The following is a 17327-nucleotide window of genomic DNA, read 5'->3' as shown; positions in this document are numbered from 1 at the left end:
CCGGGCACCGGACCGTCACGCTGCCCGCTGCCCCCGTCACAACTGCGGTGGGACCCCCGGAAGGTTCTGCTATCCCGTGGCCTTTGTGCCGGCGTCGTCCTCCACACCGGGGTGGGCCGGCGCCGGGTCGGCCCCGGAGTCCGGGACGAATCCGTCTCCGGAGGGTGCCGGGGCGGCAAGGGGTTCCGCGGCGGCCTGCGGTTCGTCCGGCTTCCCGGCAAGCCGAAGCTTCACCACGGCCGCGTACTCGTCCACGTATTCCTGTCCGGAGAGGCGCATCAGCCGGGCCATGATGTCGTCGGTGACCTTGCGCTGGACAATCCTGTCGTCTGCCTGGTCCCGGTACTCGCTGAAGTCCAGCGGTTCGCCGAAGATCATGCCGATCCTGCGGATGTTGGGCAGCCGCTTGCCGATGGGCTGGACCTTGTCGGTGCCGATCATGGCAACGGGGATCACGGGGACCCCGGCCTGGAGCGCCAGTCGTGCCACGCCTACCTTGCCGCGGTACAACCGTCCGTCGGGGCTTCGTGTGCCCTCCGGGTAGATGCCCAGCAGTCCGCCGGCGTTGAGTACTTCCATCCCTGCGTTCAGGGACGCGGCAGAGGCAGCGCCCCCGGAGCGGTCCATGGGCAGTTGGTTGGTGAGGCGGAAGAACGCGGCCGTGAGCCTGCCCTTGATGCCGGTTCCCGTGAAGTACTCCGACTTGGCCAGGAAGACCACGGGCCGCCGCACCATGAGCGGCATGAAAATGGAGTCGGAGAACGACAGATGGTTGGAGGCGATGATGGCGGCCCCCTGCGCCGGAATGTTGTCCAGGCCCTTGACCCATGGCCTGAAGAGCAGCTTGATCACCGGACCGAGGAAGATCCTTTTCATGACCCAATAGAACACGTGGTGAACCTCTCCGGAAGGCAGCCCCAGGCCCTGCGTCGGCCCTGGCCAGCGATTCAATGCAACCCTACTCTAGTGAGATTTGGCTGGAACAGTGACACGATGGAGTCATGACTGAAAGCAGCCCCCCGTCCCGTCCGGCCGCTTTCAGTTATCCGGGCCACGGCGCCAACGCCCGCACCGGGGTGGCCATTTGCCACGGTTTCACGGGCAGTCCCTTGAGCGTCCTGCCGTGGGCGCAGCACCTCGCGGACCTGGGATACGCCGTCTCCGTCCCGCTTCTGCCGGGGCACGGAACAGACTGGCGCCAGCTCGCGCTGACCGGCTGGCAGGACTGGTACCGCAGCTACGAAAAGACCCTCCTCGATCTGGCGGCCCGGACGGATTCCTGTTTTACGGCGGGCCTGTCGATGGGAGGTGCGATTGCCCTCCTCGCAGCCTCGCGCCACCAGGTGGCAGGGGTGAGCGTGGTTAACCCGGGCCTCAGCTTCTATGACCGCCGGGTACGGATCATCGGCCTCCTCAAATACTTCCAGCGGACCACGGTCCCCATCCAGGAGGAGCAGACCGGGGCGCCGGCGACGAACGATGGCGATTACTCCCTGACGCCGCTGGCGGCAGTGCATGAGCTCAAGAAACTGTTCGGTGCAACTGTGCGGGCGCTGCCCGGTGTCGACGCCCCGGTCCAGGTCTTCAAGTCGCGTACCGACGCCGTGGTCCCGCCCACGTCGCTGGCCCTGCTGCGGAAGGGGTTGGGCTCGAACCTCACCGACGTGGTGGACCTTGCCGGCAGCGGCCATGTGGCTACTCTGGACGTTGACGCGCCCGCGATCTTCGCCAGGTCCGGAGAGTTCGTCGCCGCCCACGCCCGCCGTACCAGTCCCTTGGAGACGCCATGACCTCCGGCCCGGACCACAGCCCGTTCACCAGCCCCTTCAGCGGCGAAGGCTCCCGCACGGGGGTGGTCCTGTCCCACGGCTTCACGGGAAGCCCCCATGGCCTGCGCGCCTGGGCCACGGCGTTCGCCGCAGCCGGTTTCGCCGTCCGCATGCCGCTGCTGCCCGGCCACGGGACCACGTGGCAGGATCTGGCCCGCACCCGCTGGCAGCAGTGGCACGGTGCCCTGGATGACGCCTTCCTGGAGCTGGACGCCGAGTGCGACCAAGTCTTCGCAGCCGGCCTCAGCATGGGCGGGGCCCTGGCCCTGCGAATTGCGGCCACCCGGCCCGTCGCGGGGGTGATCCTGGTTAACCCCGGCCTGGTGATTGACGATCCCCGGGCGCCCTTGGCGGGAATCCTGAAGCTGGTGCTCAAAAGCACCCCGTCCATCGGCAATGACATCCTGAAGGCAGGGATGGATGAGGGTGCTTATGCGCGCACGCCCGTGGCCGCTGCCCACGAACTGAACAAGATGTTCAGGGACACCGTCCGGCTCCTGCCACGGGTCACCGCACCCGTGCAGGTCTACCGCTCCACCGTGGACCACGTGGTGTCGGATGCCAGCATGAACGCCCTCCGGCGCGGACTGACACACGCTCCGCTGGAAGTGGTGCGGCTGGAGAACAGCTACCACGTCGCAACCCTGGACAACGACGCCGACCGCATCTTCGAGGGGTCTGTAGATTTCATCCGGCGAGTCCTGCAGGATGAGCAGGCCGGCCCGGCGCGGCCGGGACAGGAGGTCCGCAGTGAACAGGCCTGACTCCGACCAGCCGGACCAGGGCGCCAACCAGGACGACGCCGTCTGGCTGGACCTGGTGGCAAGGCTGGAATCGGACACCGTCGCGGTTCGCCCCGATTCCCCCGCCCCCGGGGAACACTTGCCCACCGGTCCGGTGGCTGCTGCGCCGGAACCCCCCGCGCAACCCACGTTCCGCGACTTCGATCCCCTGGGACTGGCGGGAAGTCCGCCCGCCGAAATGTCCGCGGCCGAACGCCAGGCGCGGCCCGGGAATGGCGCGGACGGGTCCGGCGAGGGTCCCAGGGACTATGACGTGGACGACGACGGCGAAGAGTTCGTGCCGGAGGAACCACCCAGCCTGGCCGGCACCGACCCCCTGACCATGCTCGCCTGGCTCGGAGCCGTCGGCGGACCCGTCGCACTGCTGCTGTCAGCCATGTTCTGGCGGTCAGCACCCCTGCTGGCCATCGTGGGCATAGTTGCGGTGTTCGTGCTGGCCACGGTGTACCTGATCATGAAGCTGCCCGAGGAAAAGAACGGCGACGACGACGGCGCCAGGGTCTAGCTCCCCGCCAGCCGGCCCGCCGTCGTCGTCAACTGCGGACGCGGCTGCTGACGCGGGAAAGGTCGGCCGCTCCAATGAGCCCCGCGTTGGGGCCCAGGGCCGCCAACTCGATCCCTGCGGCCGGGCGGAATCCGCGCCCCGTCAGGTTCCGCGCGAAGGCCTTGCGGGCCGGTTCCACCAGCAGGTCACCCGCTGAGCACAGGCCGCCGCCAATGACGAACAGCCCCGGGTCCAGGGCCGCTGCCAGGTTGGCCAGCCCGAGGCCCAGCCATTCGCCGACCTCCTCGATCAGCTCCCGCGAAGCGGGTCGCTACCAGCGCCAGTTCGGTCACGATGGCTCCGGTGATTGCTTCAGGGTGTCCCCCCACGGCTGCCAGCAGGTCCTGGGCCATCGGTGAGTTGGACCGGGCCAGGAGCCTGGCTTCCCGTCCCAGGGCGTTGCCCGAAGCGTACTGTTCCCAGCAGCCGCGGTTGCCGCATTCGCAGCGGTGGCCGCCCGGCATGATGATCTGGTGGCCAAACTCCCCTGCCACGCCAAAGCGGCCGCGTTCCACCCTGCCGTCCATCACCATGGCGCCGCCGATGCCGGTGCCCAGCGTGATGCAGACCAGCCTGTCTTCCCCTGGTAGCGCCGAAGCGCCACTCAGCCCATGCTGCGGCATCCGCGTCGTTGGTCAGGAGCACCGGCCGCGGAGGAGCCGCTGGAGGTTTTCACGCAGCGGCTCATTGCGCCAGGCCAGGTGCGGGCTGAAAAGGACGGTCCCACCGGCCAGGTCCATCCAGCCCGCGCCGATGCCCACTGACCAGATGCGGTGCCCCCGGCCGAGTTCCTCCACCAGTTCGACGATGACCTGCTCCACTGCCCGCGGATCCGTTCCGGGGTGGAGCGGCGGGCCTCGCTGAGGATCCGCCCTTCGGCGTCCACCACGCCGCGGCGACCTTGGTTCCCCCAATGTCGATTCCAATGGCCAGTCCCTTGCGGCCCAGGCGGAGGTGCCCGCCCGTGCCGCCATGAAGCTGTCCGGCACGGTGGGTGGCGGGACGGCGGCGCCACGGAGCTGGTCTTTTCAGGGGGCCGGCCTGATCGCCGGGCAACGGTCCGTACATAGTCCACCATTCTAGGCGGGCGGAAAAATTGTCTTGACATAGCCCTGCACGCCACACATTGACGACTAAGTTACTCGCCAGTAGGTTTGTGTACTGCACGGTTCCGTCCGGGGTATTAGTCTTTAGGCAAATCCCCTGCGCGGGACTTCAGTTATCAAAGGAGCTAAAGTGCGCGAATTCAGTGTTCCGCCCCTGGTTGTTGTCCCGCCCGAAACCAACATCACCGACCTGGTGCTGCGGCAGGCGGCCAAGCCCAGCAACCCGGCACTGTTTTCCCGCCTGGACGCCTCGGGTGCGTGGCGCAACGTGTCCGCCACCGAATTCCTGGCCGACGTCAAGGCTTTGGCCAAGGGGCTCATCGCGAGTGGAGTCGGCGCCGGTGACCGGGTCGGCATCATGTCCCGCACCCGCTACGAGTGGTCTCTCGTGGACTTTTCCATCTGGTTCGCAGGAGCGGTCTCGGTCCCCATTTATGAAACCTCCTCCCCTTCCCAGGTGGCCTGGAACCTGGGTGACTCCGGTGCGGTGGCCGCGTTCGGCGAGTCCGCCCAGCACGAGAACGTTATCCGCCAGGCCGTCACCGCCGAAGGCCTGACGGAAGTGCAGCACGTGTGGCAGCTTGAGGGCCAGGGCCTGGACAGCCTCCGGGAAGCAGGCCGGGGCGTCAGCGACGAGGAACTCGAGTCCCGCCGCAGCGCGGCGGGACTGCAGGACGTTGCCACCATCATCTACACCTCCGGAACCACGGGACGCCCCAAGGGCTGTGAGCTGACGCACGGCAACTTCGTGGAACTCTCGGACAATGCCCTGGCCATCATCGGCGAAATTGTCCACGAGCATGCCAAGACCATCATGTTCCTGCCGCTGGCCCACGTATTTGCCCGGTACATCTCGGTGCTGGCGATGGCAGCCGGAACCACGGTGGCCCACACCCCGGACATCAAGAACCTCCTGGCGGACCTGCAGAGCTACGAACCGACGTTCATCCTGGCGGTGCCCAGGGTCTTCGAGAAGGTCTACAATTCCGCGCTGACCAAGGCCGAGGACGGCGGCAAGGGCGCCATCTTCCACCGGGCCGCCGAAACTGCCATCGCCTTCTCGAAGGCGCGGCAGGACGGACGGGTGGGACTGGGCCTGAAGCTGCGGCACGCGTTATTCGACAAGCTGGTCTACGGCAAGCTCCGGGCTGCCATGGGTGGACACGTTGCCCATGCCGTGTCCGGCGGCGGCCCCCTGGGCGAGCGGCTGGGCCACTTCTTCCAGGGCATCGGCCTGCAGGTGCTGGAGGGTTACGGGCTCACCGAGACCACGGCCCCCATTACGGTCAACACCCCGTCCCGGATCAAGATCGGCTCCGTGGGCAAGCCCCTCCCGGGGAACTCCGTCAAGATTGCCGACGACGGCGAGATCCTGGCCAAGGGAGTCTGCGTCATGCGCGGCTACTACGGGCGGGACGACCTCACGGCGGAAGCGTTCACGGATGGCTGGTTCCATACCGGGGACATCGGCAAGCTGGATGACGACGGTTTCGTCTGGATCACCGGCCGCAAGAAGGAAATCATCGTCACTGCCGGCGGCAAGAACGTCATCCCGGCCCTGCTGGAGGACCAGATCCGTGCCGACGCCCTGGTGTCGCAGGTTCTCGTGGTGGGCGACAACAGGCCCTTCATCGGGGCCCTGGTAACCCTGGACCAGGAAGCCCTGCCGGGCTGGCTCCAGCGCCACGGCCTTCCGGCCGACACCACCCTGGAGCAGGCAGCGGCCAATCCAGTGGTGAAGGCAGCAGTGCAGGACCTCATTACCGCGGCAAACTCGTCCGTCTCCCAGGCCGAGGCCATCAAGTCCTTCCGCATTGTCCCGGCCGACTTCACGGAAGCCTCCGGGCACCTCACGCCGTCAATGAAGGTCAAAAGGTCACAGGTCATGAAGGACTTCGAAAGCGTTATCGAGGAAATGTACTCCGCCCCGCGCTCCTGAAGCCGGTAACTGGAAGGGTCCTCCCATGGCGGGAGGACCCTTTCCTGTTCGAATGACCACCCCTGGCCGGGCATCGGGTACTACAGTGGTTGCATGGCTGCCAGCCGGAAACCGCTCGATGACCTGCGCGAAACCATCGGCCACCTCGCCGATCAGCTCAAGCTGCCCGGCGGTTCGGAGCGCGTCGACGACCTCGTGGGCGATCTCATGGGCGCGAGGCCCGGGCCGGCCCGGCCGCTGTCCGAGGTGCAGGCCGAACTCGACGCGCTGGTCGGACTGGAGACCGTGAAGGAACAGGTGCGGGCCCTCGTCGCACTGCTCCAGGTCCAGGCCCGCCGCAAGGCGCACGGCCTTCCGGAGGTGGCCACATCACAGCACCTGGTGTTCCTGGGAAACCCGGGCACGGGGAAAACCACCGTGGCGCGGCTCCTGGCCGAGATGTACCGCGCGGTCGGCCTGCTGCAGAAAGGCCACCTGGTCGAGGTGGACCGTTCGGGCCTGGTGGGCCAGTACGTCGGGCAGACCGCCATCAAGACGGACCGGGTGATCCGGCGCGCGCTGGATGGTGTCCTGTTCATCGATGAGGCCTACGCGCTGGCCCCGGAGGACGGCCGGATGGACTTCGGCCCGGAGGCAATCGAGGTCCTGCTCAAGCGGATGGAGGACCACCGCCACCGCCTGGTGGTGATTGTGGCAGGGTATCCGGCGCTGATGGAGTCCTTCCTGCTCTCCAACCCCGGGCTGCGCTCCCGGTTCGCCCGTGAGATCACCTTCCCCGATTACTCGGTGGACGCGCTCCAGACGATCTTCCACCAGATGCTGGCCCAGCACGAGTACATGTTGGAGCCGGGTGCGGACCAGATGCTGCGCCGCATCTTCACCGGACTCCACGCGGGCGAGGACTCCGGCAACGCGCGGTTCGCCCGTACGCTGTTCGAGCAGGCACTCAACCGCCAGGCGCTGCGGCTCTCGCTCGATGAGGAACAAAGCCTCGACGCGCTCGATCGCGAAGCCGTCATGACCCTCACCGCGGACGATATCGTCGAGGCCGCCCTGGCCCTCGGCGAGGAGCCGGAGCCTGAACCGGCGCCGGAACCGGAGCAGCCACGCTGGTGGCGCTGGCTGGCCTGACCGGACCACTGCCGCTTCGCACTGTTCCCGGGATGGCGGACTTTCCGTATCCACGCAAAAACTGCTCCCCGAAGGCCAGACCTGAATTCTTCAGTCCAACTTCCGGGGAGCAGTTCACGAACGGGAGGACCCTTTCGCCGTCTCCGGTGAAACCTACTGGTCGATGACCAGCAGCAGGTCTCCGCCCTGGACCTGTTCCACGGCGGAGATGGCGAGGCGGGACACCTTGCCGGCTACCGGCGTCGTAATGGACGCTTCCATCTTCATTGCCTCGATGGTGGCCACGGTGTCTCCGGCCTTGACCGTCTCCCCTGGCTTGACCGTCACGGTGACGGCCCCGGCGAAGGGGGCGGCCACCTGTCCGGGCTGGGCGGGATCGGCCTTCTCAGCGGCCTTGACGTTGCTCACCACGGAACGGTCGCGCACCACCACGGGACGGGATTGGCCGTTCAGGGTACACATGACGGTACGCATGCCCTTCTCGTCCGGCTCCGACACGGCCTCCAGGGAGGCAATCAACCTCACGCCGCGTTCCAGCTGGATCTCGTGCTCAGTGCCGCGCTGGAGGCCGTAGAGGTAATCACGGGTATCCAGCACCGAAATGTTGCCGTACGTCTCCACGCTCTTCAGGTAGTCCTTGGTGGGCCCGTCGAAAAGCAGCCGGTTCAGCGTGTGCTGCCGGGTCTTGGAGTCGGACTTGAGCGCTGCGCTGTCCTCGGCGCTGAGCTCGACGTCGCGGACCTTGACGCTCCTGCCCTGCAAGGCCTTGGTGCGGAAGGGCTCCGGCCAGCCTCCGGGAGGATCACCCAGCTCGCCGGACAGGAACCCGATCACGGAGTCGGGGATGTCATAGTTCTGCGGGTTCGCCTCAAAGTCAGCGGGGTCCGCGTTGAGTCCCACGAGGTGCAGGGCGAGGTCGCCCACCACCTTGGAGGACGGCGTCACCTTGACCAAGTGGCCAAGGATCCGGTCCGCTGCCGTGTACATGTCCTCGATGGCTTCGAAGCGCTCCCCCAGGCCCAGGGCCATGGCCTGCTGGCGCAGGTTGGACAGCTGGCCGCCCGGGATTTCGTGCTTGTACACGCGGCCGGTGGGGCCGGGCAGGCCGGACTCGAACGGCGCGTAGACGCGGCGGACGGCCTCCCAGTACGGCTCAAGCGAGCTGACCGCGTCCAGGCTGAGGCCAGTGTCCCGCGGAGTGTGGGCCAGGGCGGCAACAAGGGCCGACGCCGAGGGCTGGCTGGTGGTGCCTGCCAGCGATGCGGAGGCCACGTCCACGGCATCCACGCCGGCGTCGACAGCCGCCAGGAGCGTAGCCAGCTGGCCACCGGCGGTGTCGTGGGTGTGCAGGTGGACGGGCAGGTCGAAGCGTTCACGCAGCGCCGCGACGAGCTTGGCGGCGGCAGCGGGACGAAGCAGCCCGGCCATGTCCTTGATCGCCAGGATGTGGGCTCCGGCGTCGACAATCTTCTGCGCCAGCCCCAGGTAGTAGTCCAGGGTGTAGAGCGTCTCTTCCGGGTCCAGCATGTCGCCGGTGTAGCAGAGCGCAACCTCTGCGACGGCGGTTCCGGTGGCCCGGACTGCGCGGATGGCAGGAGCCATCTGGTTGACGTCGTTCAGGGCGTCGAAGATGCGGAAGATGTCAATGCCCGTGGCGGCAGCCTCGTTGACGAAAGCTTCCGTGACTTCCTCGGGGTAAGGGGTGTAGCCCACGGTGTTGCGGCCGCGCAGCAGCATCTGGATGCAGACATTGGGCATGGCCTTGCGCAGGGCGGCGAGCCGGTCCCAGGGGTCCTCGCCCAGGAAGCGCAGTGCCACGTCATAGGTGGCGCCGCCCCAGGCCTCGACGGACAGCAGCTGCGGCATGAGTGCCGTAACGGCGGGGCTTACCGCGACGAGGTCGCGGGTGCGGACACGCGTGGCCAGCAGGGACTGGTGCGCGTCACGGAAGGTGGTGTCGGTGACGGCAACGGCATTCTGCTCGCGCAGTGCCCTCGCGAAGCCTTCCGGGCCCAGCTCAAGAAGCTTCTGGCGCGAACCGGGTCCTGCCTGCACGTCCTTGACGTCGGGCAGCTTGTGGGCCGGGTCCGAATGCACGGTCAGGTCGCCGTTGGGCTTGTTGACGGTAACGTCGGCCAGCCAGGTCAAGAGTTTGGTGCCGCGGTCGGCCGAGACGCGGGCCTTGAGCAGCTCCGGGCGCTGGTCGATGAAGTTCGTGGCCACATCCCCGGCGATGAAGTCCGGGTCATCCAGCACAGCCTGGAGAAAGGGGATGTTTGTGGAGACGCCGCGGATGCGGAACTCCGCAAGTGCGCGGCGGGCGCGGGCAACCGCGGCGGGGTAATCCCTGCCGCGGCAGGTGAGCTTGACCAGCATGGAGTCGAAGTGGGGGCTGATTTCGGCACCGGAGTAGACCGTGCCGCCGTCCAGGCGGACACCGGCGCCGCCTGCCGAACGGTACCCGGTGATCTTTCCGACGTCGGGGCGGAACCCGTTGGCGGGGTCTTCGGTGGTGATGCGGCTCTGGAGGGCGGCGCCGCGAAGCCTGACGGTGTCCTGGGAGAGGCCAAGATCGGCCAGTGTCTCTCCGGAGGCAATCCGCATCTGGGCCTGGACCAGGTCCACGTCCGTGACTTCCTCGGTGACCGTGTGCTCCACCTGGATGCGCGGGTTCATTTCGATGAAGACGTGCTGGCCAGCCCGCTCGCCCTCGGTGTCAACGAGGAACTCGACAGTACCGGCGTTGACGTACTTCAGTGCCTGCGCGAACTTCACGGCATCCCGGTACAGGGCCTGGCGGATGGTGTCGTCCAGGTTGGGGGCAGGAGCGATCTCGATGACTTTCTGGTGCCGCCGCTGGATGGAGCAGTCACGCTCGAAGAGGTGCATGACGTTGCCCTCGGCGTCCGCGAGGATCTGCACTTCGATGTGCCGCGGGCGAAGGACCGCCTGCTCCAGGAACATGGTGGGATCACCGAACGCAGCGTCGGCTTCGCGCATGGCCGACTTCAGGGCTTCCGGGAGGGCCTCGCGGGTGTCCACCCGCCGCATGCCGCGCCCGCCGCCACCGGCCACGGCCTTAGCGAAAATGGGGAACCCGATCTCATCGGCCGCAGCCAGGAGCTCGTCCAGGTCTTTGGACGGCTCGCTGGACTTCAGGACCGGCACACCGGCCTCGCGGGCGGCCTTCAGGGCCGCCACCTTGTTGCCGGCAAGCTCCAGAACTTCGGCGGGCGGACCCACGAAAGTGATGCCGGCTTCCTTCGCTGCACGTGCCAGTTCCGGGTTCTCGGAGAGGAAACCGTAGCCCGGGTAGATGGCGTCAGCGCTGGACTCCTTCGCGACGCGCACCACCTCCGCTACGTCCAGGTATGCCCGGACGGGGTGTCCTTCCTCGCCAATCAGGTAGGCCTCGTCCGCTTTCTGGCGGTGGATCGAGTTACGGTCCTCTTGGGGAAAAACGGCAACGGTCTTAGCGCCCAGCTCGTAGCCGGCGCGGAAGGCCCTGATCGCGATTTCGCCGCGGTTGGCCACCAGAACTTTGGAAAACATACTTCTCCTGCATCATTGCGGGTGGATCGATGAGTGGTCACAGTGTCTAGGACCTGCAAGGACAAACACAAATCTTTGTGGCCACGGTCACAGATTTTCCCGTCATGTCCCGAACGCTTTCAGCCTGGCTGGCGGAAACCGCCCCGGCAGCACAGTCGGTGCCATGCCGACGCCCGATAAAGCAGGATTCGCCGACGCATCAACATATGATGAGTAGGGCGGCAGGACCGTCCGGCTTCGGCTCTGCCGAGGCAAACATTACCCCCAACACGGCATCCGGCGTTAGGTTTTGGTCTCTCAAGTGCAAGTAGTCAGCATCAGCAGCCTCAAGGGTGGAGTCGGCAAGACTTCCGTCACCACAGGATTGGCGTCTGCGGCGCTGGCCGCAGGAGTGCGCACGCTGGTGGTGGACCTGGATCCGCACGCCGACGCCACCACGGCCCTTGGCGTACAGCCGGGTGACCAGCTGGATATCGGCAGGATGCTGAAGAGCCCGCGCAGGGCGAAACTGGCTGAGAACGTGGTGCGGAGCAGTTGGGCTGACCGGGCCCCTTCCAACGGTTCCGGGCCCGCGGTCCTGGATGTCGCCGTCGGCTCTGCCTACACCGGTATCTACGACCGGCCGGACCTTGGCCGGCGCGATCTCCGGCGGCTTTCCGCCGTGCTTGCCGGAGCTGCGGACTACCAGCTGGTCCTGGTCGACTGCCCGCCCTCCCTCAATGGCCTGACGCGCATGGCCTGGGGGGCGAGTAACAAGGTGGCCCTGGTTGCCGAGCCGGGCCTGTTCTCGGTTGCCGGCACCGAACGCACCATGCGGGCCATCCAGCTGTTCAAGCAGGAGTTTGCGCCCAATCTTTCACCGGCGGGAATCGTGGCCAACCGGGTCCGGAGCGGCTCCTCCGAGCACACCTACCGGCTTGCGGAGATGGAGTCCATGTTCGGCGAACTCCTGCTGAGCCCGCGTATTCCCGAGCAGGCCAACTGGCAGCAGATCCAGGGCGCAGCCCACCCCGTCCACCATTGGCCGGGTGATTCGGCGAAGTCCGCGGCAGGCTTGTTTGACGACCTGCTGTCCAGCCTGATGGCGGCCGGCAGCGGGCTCCGCAGCCGCGCCCGCTGACCGGGACGCTCTGCAGGGCGCGGGAACCACTGCGCTTAAACGAATCAGGGGCCGCCCTCCAGCTGGAGGGCGGCCCCTGATTCGTATGGATGCGGGCGGGTCAGCTGATCTTCCGCGCTGCCCGGCGCTTGCTCAGTTCGTCGTCCGGAAAGGACTGTTCGGCGGCGTGCTCGCTGGGCAGCGATGCGAGGCTGCCCTCGACCTCGCGCCATACGCGTCCCACTGCGATGCCGAACACGCCCTGGCCGCCCTGCACCAGGTCAATGACCTCATCGGCGGACGTGCACTCGTAGACGCTGGCGCCGTCGCTCATGAGCGTAATCTGTGCCAGGTCCTCAACGCCGCGCTCCCGCAGGTGTTCCACGGCGGTGCGGATCTGCTGGAGGGAAACTCCGGTGTCCAGGAGCCGTTTGACCACCTTGAGGACCAGGATGTCGCGGAATCCGTAGAGCCGCTGCGAGCCTGAGCCGGCCGCGCCGCGGACGGCCGGTTCAACAAGGCCGGTGCGGGCCCAGTAATCGAGCTGGCGGTAGGTGATGCCTGCGGCCTTGCAGGCAGTGGGGCCCCGGTAGCCGGCGTCCTCGTCCAGTACCGGCAGGTCTTCGGTGAACAGGAGGCCTTGGGCACCGCTCACGGGCACAGCAACACCAGCCGTGGGCTGTTTAAGCCCGCCTGCTTCGCCTTTGGGACTCACCTGGATCCTCCTTGTCTTACGCTCCCCCGGAACTGATACAGCAGCCTTGGCATGAAGACCATGGGTGTAATTTCTCCGCGGGGCGCACTTTCCAGTGTGACTTGCGCGGCTGCCGTAAGCAAGGGAACTTGATACTTCGACGTTAGGCCCGGCGGGTCCCGAGGTCAAAGACCTAGGGGGCTTCAAAGAGGCGTGTCGAAACTTTCAGCCTTAACTTTAACCTTAACGTGACCTTAGCCGTCGAAGTCCTCTGGTTCCACGTCATCCAGGAATTCACGGAAGCGCCGCAGTTCGCGCTCCTCGTCCACGGTGGGTCCCGGCTCGGCGTCTTCTCCCTCGTCGTGCTCCGTGATGCGGACGCCTGCCTCGTCCATCACGGAATCGGCACACCAGATCCGGCACTTGGCGCGCAGCGCGACCGCAAGCGCGTCCGAGGCGCGGGAGCTCACGGTGGTGCCGTTCTCGAACTGCAGCTGCCCGTAGAAGATGTTGTCCTCCACGGCAACAATGTTGACGCTGACCACGGAGTGGCCCAGCGACTCCACCACGTCCACCAGGAGATCGTGGGTCATGGGCCGGGGCGGGACCACGCCCTGCTGGGCCAGGGCGATGGCGCTGGCTTCCGGGGTGCCGATCCAGATGGGGACGTGGCGTTCGCCGTGCATCTCTTTGAGCAGGACCAGCGGCTGGTTGGAAGGCAGTTCGATGCGAACGCCTACAATCTCGACTTCGATCATCAGATGTCCATGCGTGAGATGTGGTCCTGCACCAGGGCCCGGTGCAGGGTGAGGCAAAGATCGCTGATCTCGCGGGCCGCCTCTGCCGCGCGTGCCTGGGATGCCGAGTCCTTGCGTGAGGCAAGGGGCGCGACAGCGCGTTCCACCAGGCCGAATTCCCGTTCGGCTGCTGCCTGGAAGGGCCTCAGGTGGCGTGGTTCCAGGCCGTGGCTTTCCAGCTGGACGCAGGCGCGGGCCACCTGGAGGGCGTGCTCGTCGAACTGGCCGTTGCTGTGGCTGATGAGGCCGAAGCTCAGCAGGGACTGCAGCAGGGGTACGCTGGCGCCGGACTCGGTACGGAGCTGCTCCTCGCTCAGCTTGCGGCCACGGTTCTGCAGCTCGGCAGCCAGTTCATCGGAGACGATGCGGGGGGAAACCACGACGCCGGGCGGCAGGTTTTCCGGCCGCTCTCCCCTGTCGATGGCGTCAAGGTAGTCCTTGATCACTTTCAGGGGCAAGTACTGGTCCCGCTGCAGGGCCAGCACGAACCGCAGCCGCTCCACGTCGCCGTCGGAATACTGCCGGTAGCCGGCAGGGGTGCGCCGCGGGTTGATCAGTCCCTTTTCCTCCAGGAAGCGGATCTTCGACGCGGTCATGCCCGGGAAGTCGGCGCTCAGCTGGGCGAGGACTTCACCAATGTTCAGGACCTGGGGGCCCCGGCGTTCCGGTTGTGCCATTGCCACAGGCAGCGGTCCCCGGTTCAGCTGCGGCCTGCAGCCGTGGCAGGGCTCAGGTAGAAGGTGAGGCGGAACTTGCCGATCTGGACTTCGCTGCCGGACTTCAGCTCCACGCTGTCCACGCGGTCATGGTTGACGTACGTGCCATTGAGGCTGTTCTTGTCCACCACTTCGAAGCTGCGGGCGGTGCGCCGGAACTCCACGTGGCGCCGCGATACCGTGACGTCGTCCAGGAAGATGTCGGCGTCCGGGTGGCGCCCCGCGGTGGTCACATCCGAATCCAGCAGGAACCGGGCACCGGCGTTCGGGCCGCTGTGGGCAACGAGCAGCGCCGAGCCGGCAGGCAAGGCCTCGACCGAGTTGCGCTCTTCCGAGGACAGCTTGGGGGCGATGATGGGTTCGTCAGTGACGGGGGTGAGATGGATCGAGGTGGTCTCCGACGACCTAGCCGCACCCGTGCCGTATTCCCCATCGGCAGGGTTGTGTCTGTGGCCAGCCATGGATTCCTCCTCTTAGACGTTGCGGGCATTCAACCCGCAACCAACGGTTACTCGCCGGTCCTGTCCGGCAGGTCCGGCGCCGGCTCCCGATCCGGGCTCTGACGTGCGCAGACGCCATGCCCGCGACCCGGGGCCGGACCGGAAATACCGGTTAGCTTTAGCCTACCTGTTGTTCGTACTCCGATGCACTGAGCAAAGACTCAACGGCGTCAGGTTCGGCCAGTTTGATCTCGATGAGCCAGCCGTCGCCGTAGGGATCGGTGTTGATCAGGGCCGAATCGCTGTCCAGGGAGTCGTTGCGGGCCACCACTTCGCCGGAAACCGGTGCGTAAATGTCGCTCACGCTCTTGGTGGACTCGACCTCACCCACCACTTCGTTTGCCGTAATCTTCGTGCCGACCTCGGGCATCTGGGCGTAGACGACGTCTCCGAGCGCGTCCTGGGCAAAATCCGTGATTCCCACGCGGACCACGCCGTCGGTATTCGGGGCGGTGACCCACTCGTGTTCGGCGGTGTAGGACAGGTCTTCGGGAATGTTGCTCATGGGGGGCCTTTCATCGGGGTACGCGCCAATGTCACAAGGGGCCCGAAAATCGGGCCGCCGCTGAAAGTATAGGCATAACTGCCAGGGTCGGCACGGGCCTTTCTGACAAGATGGAACCCATGAGTGCAAGCACCGGTGCAGCATCCTTGGGGAAGGTCGGGTAGGTCATGCCGGAACTGCCGGAAGTCGCAGGCCTGGCCGCGTTCCTTGATGAACAGCTGCGCGGCTGCGTGGTCACCAAACTGCAGGTTGTCTCCTTCGCCGTGCTCAAGACGGCCGATCCTCCCTATAACGCCATCGAGGGCCGCACTGTGTCCGGCGTCCGGCGGTTCGGGAAGTTCATCAGCATCGACACCGACGGCATATCCCTGGTGTTCCACCTGGCACGGGCCGGATGGGTGCGTTTCACCGACTCTCCCGCCGACAGCCAGCTCCGGATGGGCAAGGGCCTCATCGCGGTCCGGGGCGCATTCTCCGGACCGGATGGCCCGCGCGGACTGGACCTGACGGAAGCGGGCACCAAGAAGAGCCTGGCTGTCTACGTAGTGCGTGATCCGCAGCAGGTGCCAGGCATCGCCGCGCTGGGCCCGGACCCTTTCACGGAAGCGTTCGACGCCGGCATGTTGGCTGAGATCCTCGCCGGCAGTTCGCAGCAGATCAAGGGCCTCCTGCGCAGCCAGAGCGTTATCGCGGGGATCGGCAACGCTTACAGCGACGAGATCCTGCACGCGGCCCGCATCTCGCCGTTCGCCATCGCGAAATCCCTGGACCGGGAGACTGTGCAGGTTCTGTACGACGCCATCCACAGCGTGCTGGGCGAAGCACTCGCGGAGGCGGCCGGCAAGCCGCCAAAGGATCTTAAGGACGTCAAACGCAGCCATATGAGGGTCCACGCCCGGGCTTACCAGCCCTGCCCGGTCTGCGGTGACACCGTCCGCGAAGTGTCGTTTGCGGACACCGCACTGCAGTACTGCCCCACATGCCAGACCAAGGGCAAGATCCTGGCTGACCGGCGGACCTCGAAGTTCCTGAAGTAGGAAGATCCGGCACGCGGGGCGTCACGCTGCCTGCCCGGGAAGATTCGGGACTTCCGGTCCTGCCGGGCCAAGCCCCCGGAGCGTAGCGTTTTGATCAAGGCTCGCATGTCTTAGTCAGTACGAAGGGGTCACAATGCGCCGGTCCCGACCCGCCGTCCTCGGAATGGCTTTGGCCCTCGCCCTCGGCGGTGGCCTCTGGGGTACAGCTCTGGGGCCGCCCGCGGCCGCGGCGTCAGCGGTAGCCGCACCGCGGAGCGTTCCGGCGTCGATGGCAGTCGAACAGGTTGGCGACGACGCGATCATCCAGCACTATGAGCAGCTGGGCGGCGCCGCATCGTTCCTCGGTACGCCCGTCGGCAGCCCCTACGACATCGCAGGGGGCCGTGCGCAGGACTACACGGGCGGAACGATCTACTGGAGCCCCGCCACCGGAGCCCACGAAGTACACGGCTCAATCGGGGGACACTACCTGGAGCTCGGCGGCCCGTCAGGATTCCTCGGCTTCCCCCTCACCGACGAGACCGGCACCCCGGGCGCCGCTACCGCTACAACAACTTCGCCGGAGGGGCCATCTACTGGAGCCCCGCCACCGGAGCCCACGAAATACACGGCTCAATCCGCGGACACTACGCGGAGCTCGGCGGCCCGTCAGGATTCCTCGGCTTCCCCCTCACCGACGAGACCGGCACCCCGGGCGCCGCTACCGCTACAACAACTTCGCCGGAGGGGCCATCTACTGGAGCCCCGCCACCGGAGCCCACGAAATACACGGCTCAATCCGCGGACACTACGCGGAACTCGGCGGCCCAGCCGGATTCCTCGGCTTCCCCCTCACCGACGAGACCGCCACCCCGGGCACCGCCCGCTACAACAACTTCGCCGGAGGGGCCATCTACTGGAGCCCCGCCACCGGAGCCCACGAAATACATGGCTCAATCCGCGGACACTACGCGGAACTCGGCGGCCCCGCCGGATTCCTCGGCTTCCCCCTCACCGACGAGACCGGAACCCCCGACGGCGTTGGCAGGTTCAATCACTTCGCCGGGGGCTCGATCTACTGGAGCCCCGCCACCGG

Annotated in this window: 14 protein-coding genes and 4 pseudogenes; 10 read left to right on the top strand and 8 right to left on the bottom strand. The window is 66.6% G+C overall.

The annotated features are described in order from the left end of the window. Positions 1 to 69: 69 nt before the first annotated feature. Positions 70 to 891 carry a 1-acyl-sn-glycerol-3-phosphate acyltransferase gene (locus NMQ03_RS08045; RefSeq protein ID WP_255175134.1) on the bottom strand — a complete coding sequence of 274 codons (822 nt, stop codon included), beginning with the start codon at positions 889 to 891 and terminating at the stop codon, positions 70 to 72. Between the two features lie 110 nt (positions 892 to 1001). Here NMQ03_RS08045 and NMQ03_RS08040 point away from each other — a divergent pair, with 110 nt between their 5' ends. From NMQ03_RS08040 to NMQ03_RS08030, 3 genes are read left to right on the top strand one after another with little or no spacing between them, the layout of a single operon-like run. Then, complete coding sequence (locus NMQ03_RS08040; RefSeq protein ID WP_255175133.1) at positions 1002 to 1790, top strand: carboxylesterase; 789 nt, start codon at positions 1002 to 1004, stop codon at positions 1788 to 1790. Next, the gene (locus NMQ03_RS08035; RefSeq protein WP_255175132.1) at positions 1787 to 2593 is read left to right on the top strand and encodes a carboxylesterase; all 807 of its coding nucleotides are present in this window, start codon (positions 1787 to 1789) and stop codon (positions 2591 to 2593) included. Before NMQ03_RS08040 ends, NMQ03_RS08035 begins: the two co-directional genes overlap by 4 nt. Further along, positions 2580 to 3137 (top strand): hypothetical protein, encoded by a 558-nt coding sequence (locus NMQ03_RS08030; protein WP_255175131.1) that lies wholly within the window; start codon positions 2580 to 2582, stop codon positions 3135 to 3137. Before NMQ03_RS08035 ends, NMQ03_RS08030 begins: the two co-directional genes overlap by 14 nt. Before the next feature lie 28 nt (positions 3138 to 3165). Here the strand turns inward: NMQ03_RS08030 and NMQ03_RS08025 are convergent. After that, positions 3166 to 4244: pseudogene (locus NMQ03_RS08025) on the bottom strand (ROK family protein). 168 nt (positions 4245 to 4412) lie between these two features. Here NMQ03_RS08025 and NMQ03_RS08020 point away from each other — a divergent pair. Continuing rightward, on the top strand, positions 4413 to 6221 hold the full coding sequence (locus NMQ03_RS08020; RefSeq protein WP_255175130.1) for a long-chain fatty acid--CoA ligase: 1809 nt from the start codon (positions 4413 to 4415) through the stop codon (positions 6219 to 6221). Between the two features lie 93 nt (positions 6222 to 6314). After that, positions 6315 to 7352 carry an AAA family ATPase gene (locus tag NMQ03_RS08015; RefSeq protein ID WP_255175129.1) on the top strand — a complete coding sequence of 346 codons (1038 nt, stop codon included), beginning with the start codon at positions 6315 to 6317 and terminating at the stop codon, positions 7350 to 7352. A 153-nt stretch (positions 7353 to 7505) separates the two neighbouring features. On the opposite strand, the gene NMQ03_RS08010 is transcribed toward NMQ03_RS08015, so the two are convergent. Next, on the bottom strand, positions 7506 to 10904 hold the full coding sequence (locus NMQ03_RS08010) for a pyruvate carboxylase (protein WP_255175128.1): 3399 nt from the start codon (positions 10902 to 10904) through the stop codon (positions 7506 to 7508). A 301-nt stretch (positions 10905 to 11205) separates the two neighbouring features. On the opposite strand from NMQ03_RS08010, the gene NMQ03_RS08005 reads away from it, so the two are divergent. After that, entirely contained in the window at positions 11206 to 12024 is an 819-nt protein-coding gene (locus NMQ03_RS08005) for a ParA family protein (RefSeq protein ID WP_255175127.1), read from the top strand. 100 nt (positions 12025 to 12124) lie between these two features. Here the strand turns inward: NMQ03_RS08005 and NMQ03_RS08000 are convergent, their stop codons facing one another. The 5 genes from NMQ03_RS08000 to gcvH form a co-directional block, all read right to left on the bottom strand. Beyond that, complete coding sequence (locus tag NMQ03_RS08000) at positions 12125 to 12718, bottom strand: MerR family transcriptional regulator (protein ID WP_018763528.1); 594 nt, start codon at positions 12716 to 12718, stop codon at positions 12125 to 12127. Positions 12719 to 12951: 233 nt separating this feature from the next. Next, positions 12952 to 13455: a bifunctional nuclease family protein gene (locus NMQ03_RS07995; protein WP_056331728.1), complete on the bottom strand. Its 504-nt coding sequence runs from the start codon at positions 13453 to 13455 to the stop codon at positions 12952 to 12954. After that, positions 13455 to 14171: a MerR family transcriptional regulator gene (locus tag NMQ03_RS07990; RefSeq protein WP_018763526.1), complete on the bottom strand. Its 717-nt coding sequence runs from the start codon at positions 14169 to 14171 to the stop codon at positions 13455 to 13457. Before NMQ03_RS07990 ends, NMQ03_RS07995 begins: the two co-directional genes overlap by 1 nt. 23 nt (positions 14172 to 14194) lie before the next feature. Next, the gene (locus NMQ03_RS07985; RefSeq protein WP_159632263.1) at positions 14195 to 14671 is read right to left on the bottom strand and encodes an FHA domain-containing protein; all 477 of its coding nucleotides are present in this window, start codon (positions 14669 to 14671) and stop codon (positions 14195 to 14197) included. Between the two features lie 157 nt (positions 14672 to 14828). Beyond that, complete coding sequence (gene gcvH, locus NMQ03_RS07980) at positions 14829 to 15215, bottom strand: glycine cleavage system protein GcvH (protein WP_255175126.1); 387 nt, start codon at positions 15213 to 15215, stop codon at positions 14829 to 14831. A gap of 167 nt (positions 15216 to 15382) precedes the next feature. Here gcvH and NMQ03_RS07975 point away from each other — a divergent pair, with 167 nt between their 5' ends. The 4 genes and pseudogenes from NMQ03_RS07975 to NMQ03_RS07970 all read left to right on the top strand — a co-directional run. Continuing rightward, on the top strand, positions 15383 to 16252 hold the full coding sequence (locus tag NMQ03_RS07975) for an Fpg/Nei family DNA glycosylase (protein WP_255175125.1): 870 nt from the start codon (positions 15383 to 15385) through the stop codon (positions 16250 to 16252). Between the two features lie 133 nt (positions 16253 to 16385). Beyond that, a pseudogene (locus tag NMQ03_RS21135) lies at positions 16386 to 16685 on the top strand (LGFP repeat-containing protein); the annotation flags it as partial. Further along, positions 16586 to 16855: pseudogene (locus tag NMQ03_RS21130) on the top strand (hypothetical protein); the annotation flags it as partial. The pseudogenes NMQ03_RS21135 and NMQ03_RS21130, both read left to right, overlap by 100 nt. Further along, positions 16828 to 17325: pseudogene (locus NMQ03_RS07970) on the top strand (LGFP repeat-containing protein); the annotation flags it as partial. The pseudogenes NMQ03_RS21130 and NMQ03_RS07970, both read left to right, overlap by 28 nt. Positions 17326 to 17327: the final 2 nt, after the last annotated feature.

This window comes from Arthrobacter sp. DNA4, assembly GCF_024362385.1.
GTDB lineage: Bacteria > Actinomycetota > Actinomycetes > Actinomycetales > Micrococcaceae > Arthrobacter.
The sequence above is the reverse complement of the archived record's forward strand: the minus strand, read 5'-3'. Positions and strand labels throughout refer to the sequence as shown.

Excerpts from the sequence above, each read along its gene's own strand:
- NMQ03_RS08015 (WP_255175129.1), top strand. The coding sequence starts at position 6,315 with ATGGCTGCCAGCCGGAAACCGCTCGATGACCTGCGCGAAACCATCGGC.
- NMQ03_RS07990 (WP_018763526.1), bottom strand. The coding sequence starts at position 14,171 with ATGGCACAACCGGAACGCCGGGGCCCCCAGGTCCTGAACATTGGTGAA.
- NMQ03_RS08035 (WP_255175132.1), top strand. The coding sequence starts at position 1,787 with ATGACCTCCGGCCCGGACCACAGCCCGTTCACCAGCCCCTTCAGCGGC.
- NMQ03_RS07985 (WP_159632263.1), bottom strand. The coding sequence starts at position 14,671 with ATGGCTGGCCACAGACACAACCCTGCCGATGGGGAATACGGCACGGGT.
- NMQ03_RS08040 (WP_255175133.1), top strand. The coding sequence starts at position 1,002 with ATGACTGAAAGCAGCCCCCCGTCCCGTCCGGCCGCTTTCAGTTATCCG.
- gcvH (WP_255175126.1), bottom strand. The coding sequence starts at position 15,215 with ATGAGCAACATTCCCGAAGACCTGTCCTACACCGCCGAACACGAGTGG.
- NMQ03_RS08010 (WP_255175128.1), bottom strand. The coding sequence starts at position 10,904 with ATGTTTTCCAAAGTTCTGGTGGCCAACCGCGGCGAAATCGCGATCAGG.
- NMQ03_RS07995 (WP_056331728.1), bottom strand. The coding sequence starts at position 13,455 with ATGATCGAAGTCGAGATTGTAGGCGTTCGCATCGAACTGCCTTCCAAC.
- NMQ03_RS07975 (WP_255175125.1), top strand. The coding sequence starts at position 15,383 with ATGCCGGAACTGCCGGAAGTCGCAGGCCTGGCCGCGTTCCTTGATGAA.